This is a genomic window from Shinella sp. M31, from assembly GCF_049199205.1.
Taxonomy (GTDB): Bacteria; Pseudomonadota; Alphaproteobacteria; order Rhizobiales; family Rhizobiaceae; genus Shinella.
On sequence record NZ_JBLZPH010000085.1, the window covers coordinates 1 to 4,434 of the forward strand.

General features: G+C 62.4%; 3 protein-coding genes and 1 pseudogene. 1 reads left to right on the plus strand and 3 read right to left on the minus strand.

What is annotated here, in order from left to right; translation table 11 throughout:
- From ACOZKU_RS14880 to ACOZKU_RS14890, 3 genes are all read right to left on the minus strand, one after another.
- Nucleotides 1–1,860 (minus strand): penicillin-binding protein 1A (locus ACOZKU_RS14880; protein ID WP_421579520.1); only part of this gene is annotated, 1,860 nt, incomplete at its 3' end.
- 282 nt (nt 1,861–2,142) lie between these two features.
- Nucleotides 2,143–3,378, minus strand: a complete 1,236-nt coding sequence (locus ACOZKU_RS14885) for an N-acetylmuramoyl-L-alanine amidase (RefSeq protein ID WP_421579521.1) — start codon at nt 3,376–3,378, stop codon at nt 2,143–2,145.
- A 17-nt stretch (nt 3,379–3,395) separates the two neighbouring features.
- Nucleotides 3,396–3,770, minus strand: coding sequence for a hypothetical protein (locus ACOZKU_RS14890; RefSeq protein ID WP_421579522.1), 375 nt, complete (start codon nt 3,768–3,770; stop codon nt 3,396–3,398).
- Between the two features lie 241 nt (nt 3,771–4,011).
- Between ACOZKU_RS14890 and ACOZKU_RS14895 the strand changes: the two are divergent.
- A pseudogene (locus ACOZKU_RS14895) lies at nt 4,012–4,434 on the plus strand (ribonuclease E/G); the annotation flags it as partial.

Consider the following 4,434-nt stretch of genomic DNA (forward strand, 5'->3'; position numbering starts at 1 on the left):
GGTGCGCTCTTCGTGACGGAAGATCGTTTTCCCGTAACGGTCCTGGATGCGGTCGATCAGCGAGGGCTTGATCTGCTTGCCGCCGTTCGCCAGCACCGCATAGGCCGAGACCATGCGGAGAACCGTGGTTTCACCCGAGCCGAGCGACATGGCGAGAACCGGCAGCATCTTGTCATAGATGCCGAAGCGTTCGGCATATTCGGCGACGAGGTTCATGCCCATGTCGTTGGCGAGGCGAACCGTCATGAGGTTACGCGACTTCTCGATACCGAGGCGCAGCGTCGAGGGACCGGACGAGCCGCCGCCGTAGTTCTGCGGGCGCCACACCTGGCCGCCGGCGACGATCTCGATCGGCGCATCCATGATGACCGAGGCGGGCGTATAGCCGTTGTCGAGCGCCGCGGCGTAGACGAAGGGCTTGAAGGACGAGCCCGGCTGGCGCATCGCCTGCGTGGCGCGGTTGAATTCCGACTGGCCATAGGAGAAGCCGCCGACCATGGCGAGCACGCGGCCGGTATGCGGGTCCATGGCGACGAGGCCGCCCTGAACCTTCGGTGGCTGGCGCAGGCGATAGACGTTGCTGTCCTCGGTCGGCTCGACATAGACGACGTCACCGACATTGAAGACGCCGGCCGGCGATTTCGCCGTCTTGCGGTCGCCCTTGGCCGAACGATAGGCCCAGTTCATGCCCTTGGCCTCGATACGGCCGGTCACGCGCTGCTCGACGACCTTGCCGGAGGCTTCCTTGCTCGGCTGAAGGCCGATATCGGCACCGCCGTCATCGACGGCCAGCACGACGGCCAACTTCCATTCCGGCACGTCGGAAAACGGCTCGATCTTGGCGAGTTCGACACCCCAGTCGCCGCCGATCTCGATCGTCTTGACGGGACCGTGGAAACCGCGGCGCTCGTCATAGCTGACGAGGCCATGCTGAAGAGCCTTGCGGGCCGCGACCTGGATGCGCGGATCAAGCGAGGTGCGAACCGAAAGCCCCCCCTCGTAAAGTGCATTGTCGCCGTAGCGTTCGATGATCTGGCGGCGCACATCCTCGGAGAAATAGTCTGAGGCGAAAAGATAGGTGCCGCGATGGCGCGGGGTCACGCCGAGCGGCTGGGCCTTTGCCTCGTCCCCGTCAGCCTTTGTGACGTAGCCGTTCTCGACCATACGGTCGATCACCCAGTTGCGGCGCTCGATGGCCGCTTCCGTGCGGCGGAAGGGATGGTAGTTCGACGGGCCCTTCGGCAGCGCGGCGAGATAGGCCGTCTCGGCGACCGTGAGCTCCGTAACGGACTTGTCGAAGTATGTGAGCGCGGCGCCGGCGATGCCGTAGGAGTTCAGGCCGAAGAAGATCTCGTTCAGGTAGAGCTCGAGAATGCGGTCCTTGGAATAGGCCTGCTCGATGCGGAAGGAGAGGATGGCTTCCTTGACCTTGCGGTCGATGGTCTGGTCCGACGAGAGCAGGAAGTTCTTGGCCACCTGCTGGGTGATCGTGGAGGCGCCGACCGGGCGGCGGCCCGAGCCGAAATTCTGCAGGTTCACCATGATGGCGCGGAACAGGCCCGTCACGTCGACGCCGGGATGCTGGTAGAAATTCTTGTCTTCGGCCGAGAGGAAGGCGGCCTTCACGCGGTCAGGGATCGCCTGGATCGGCAGATAGAGGCGGCGTTCGCGGGCATATTCGGCCATCAGCGCGCCGTCGCCGGCGTGCACGCGCGTCGTTACCGGCGGGGCATAGCTGTTGAGGACTTCATAATCGGGAAGATCCTTGGTGACACTTCCGAGATAGAGGGCGACCGCTGCCGCCACGCCGAGGAACGCCACGGCGCCGATCCCGAAGAAATATCCAATCAGTCTGATCATGAGCCAGTTACCGATGCCTTATGTCTTTTAATTTCATCGGGCAGACCTGCTGCCCGGCCTTTTGCCGCCGCGGCCCAATACGACCGTTGCGCCTGCCCTGTCGAAGACGAGTCGTCCCCACGTTTCCCGCACCCGTCTAGCGATCGGAATGTGAGGAAAATAGGGCTTACAGCATGCATCCCGGCTTCGCCACCGCACAATGGACGCCGCTGTCACTTTTCCGGCACAGGCAGGATACTACCACGGTCTCCCGGCACTTGCTCGGGCAAAGGCGAGATAGACTTAACCGCCGTTCGCAACGACCGTCGCGCGGTACTCGCCGACCGCCTTCGCAACAAGGCCGGCCACCTTCTTCTGCCAGGCAGGATCGATCAAAAGCTGCTCGTCGTCCTTGTTCGACATGAAGCCGAGTTCGAGCAGGATCGAGGGCACATCCGGCGCCGTCAGCACGCGGAAGCCGGCATGGCGATGCGGATTGTTGATCAGCAGAACCTCGTTCTTGAAGGTGCTGACGACGCTCTGCGCCAGATTAATAGAGAAGGCCTGCGTCTCGCGCCGCGTCAGGTCGAGCAGGATGTCGGCGACCTCGGCCGGTTCATCGACGAAGGCGATGCCGGCGATCTGATCGGAGAGGTTTTCACGCTCGGCGAGGCCGGCGGCAAGGCTGTCGGAGGCCTTGTCGGAGATCGTATAGACCGTCGCGCCGCGTGTGTCCTTCTGCTTCAGCGTATCGGCATGAATGGAGATGAGGAGATTGGCACCCTCGTTGCGGGCCAGCTGCACGCGCTGGGAGAGCGACAGGAACTCGTCCTTGTCGCGCGTCAGGATGGCCTTGGTATCCGGAAGCGCGTTGAGCGCATCGGCCAGCGCCTTGGCAAAGGCCAGGGTGACGTGTTTTTCTTCGGTCTTCGTCACGCCGCCGCGCGCACCGTTGTCGATGCCGCCATGGCCCGCATCGACGGCGATGACGAACGGTCCTTCGGCGCTGCCGCCCGGCAGCATGACGGGCTTCTGCTCGACATTGGCGGGAGTTGCCGCTTCCTGCCAGCTCTGCTTTTCCATCTGCGCCTGGAACGCTTCCTTCGTCACGATCGCGGCGTCGATGACGAGCCTGTAGCTCGCGGCCCCCTGCTCTTCCTGCACCTCGGCGAGCACAACGGTAATCGGCTTCTTCGCCGTCAGCACGATGCGCGAGCGTCCCTCGGCCATGGTGCCGTAACGGATCTCCGAAAAGATGCCGCGCGCTTCGAGCTGTTCGGCCTTGATACCGAAATCCGTCTCCGGCAGGTCGATCAGCACGCGGTAGGGATTGGCGACGTAATGAACCTTGAAATCCGGCTTGCGGTCGAAATCGATGATCAGCCGCGTGCGCGCATCGTCGCCGGCGATACGTGCGGAAAAGGCAAGAAGTGGGGCAGCCGTGGCGGAGACGGCGAAGGCCGGCGCGGCAAGGGCCAGCAAAGCGGCAAGAGCGCCAGCCAGGAAACGCAACGGCTTTTCGGGGGTAGTATCTAGCATCGCCACTGACAGTCCGTTCAAACGCGTGGAAACCGCGCGGTGCGGCAGAAGACATGCCTCATAGATGCCCTCATAGGGTTAACCAAAGCTTGCCGAAGGGCCTGCCGCCGCAACGGCCGACACATCATCGCAAATCCATCAAGATTATGACGCTTTTGGCTTTTCCCTTGCCATTGTGACATATCCGCCATAAAAGCAAAGTCAGGGAAAAAGACCAGACGGGATAGAATCGCCCTGGGCAGGCAGCCACTCCTTCGGGGCTTGGCGCCGAACAGGGCCTCATCCGCCGTCATAGCCCCTTTTTCCCGGCCGAACAGATCGCGTAAACCGGCGGTGGCCGGAACAGACAAGGTGGATTTCCACCAAACGCCCTTACCAAAGGGCAATTTCATCGGACCTTCAGGGTCTATGGCACTGGCATTCTCGTTGGACGTTGATGTTGACGCAGCGGACGCATTCAGAGGGTAACAGGCACCGGGACGCTCGCGCTCCGGCCTTCCTCCGTCCGCTTACCCCTCACCGGGGCCTAACGGGAACTTACTTATCCGGCGCATCCCCCTCCTCCCCCGGCTCACCCGTTTCAGGGTACAGCTTGCCGCCAGGATTGCGGCTGCGCCGAGGAGCTCAATCTACATGGCAGAGAAAATGCTTATCGACGCGTCTCACTCCGAGGAGACGCGCGTCGTTGTCGTACGCGGAAACCGCATAGAAGAATTCGACTTCGAATCCGAACACAAGAAACAGATCCGCGGCAATATCTACCTTGCCAAGGTCACGCGCGTCGAACCGTCGCTCCAGGCGGCCTTCGTCGACTACGGCGGCAATCGCCACGGCTTCCTGGCCTTCGCCGAAATCCATCCGGATTATTACCAGATCCCGCTGGCCGATCGTCAGGCGCTGCTGAGGGCGGAAGCCGAAGAGCATCGCCGCGACGACGATATCGAACATGTCGAAACGGCAAACGACCGTTCCGAGTCAAGCGAATCGCCGGCTGAAACGGAAGCCGACGTCGCTGTCGTCGCCGTCGTCGAGGAAGTAACGGTCGAGACCGCCGCA

Excerpts from the sequence above, each read along its gene's own strand:
- ACOZKU_RS14885 (WP_421579521.1), bottom strand. The coding sequence starts at position 3,378 with ATGCTAGATACTACCCCCGAAAAGCCGTTGCGTTTCCTGGCTGGCGCT.
- ACOZKU_RS14890 (WP_421579522.1), bottom strand. The coding sequence starts at position 3,770 with ATGAAATTGCCCTTTGGTAAGGGCGTTTGGTGGAAATCCACCTTGTCT.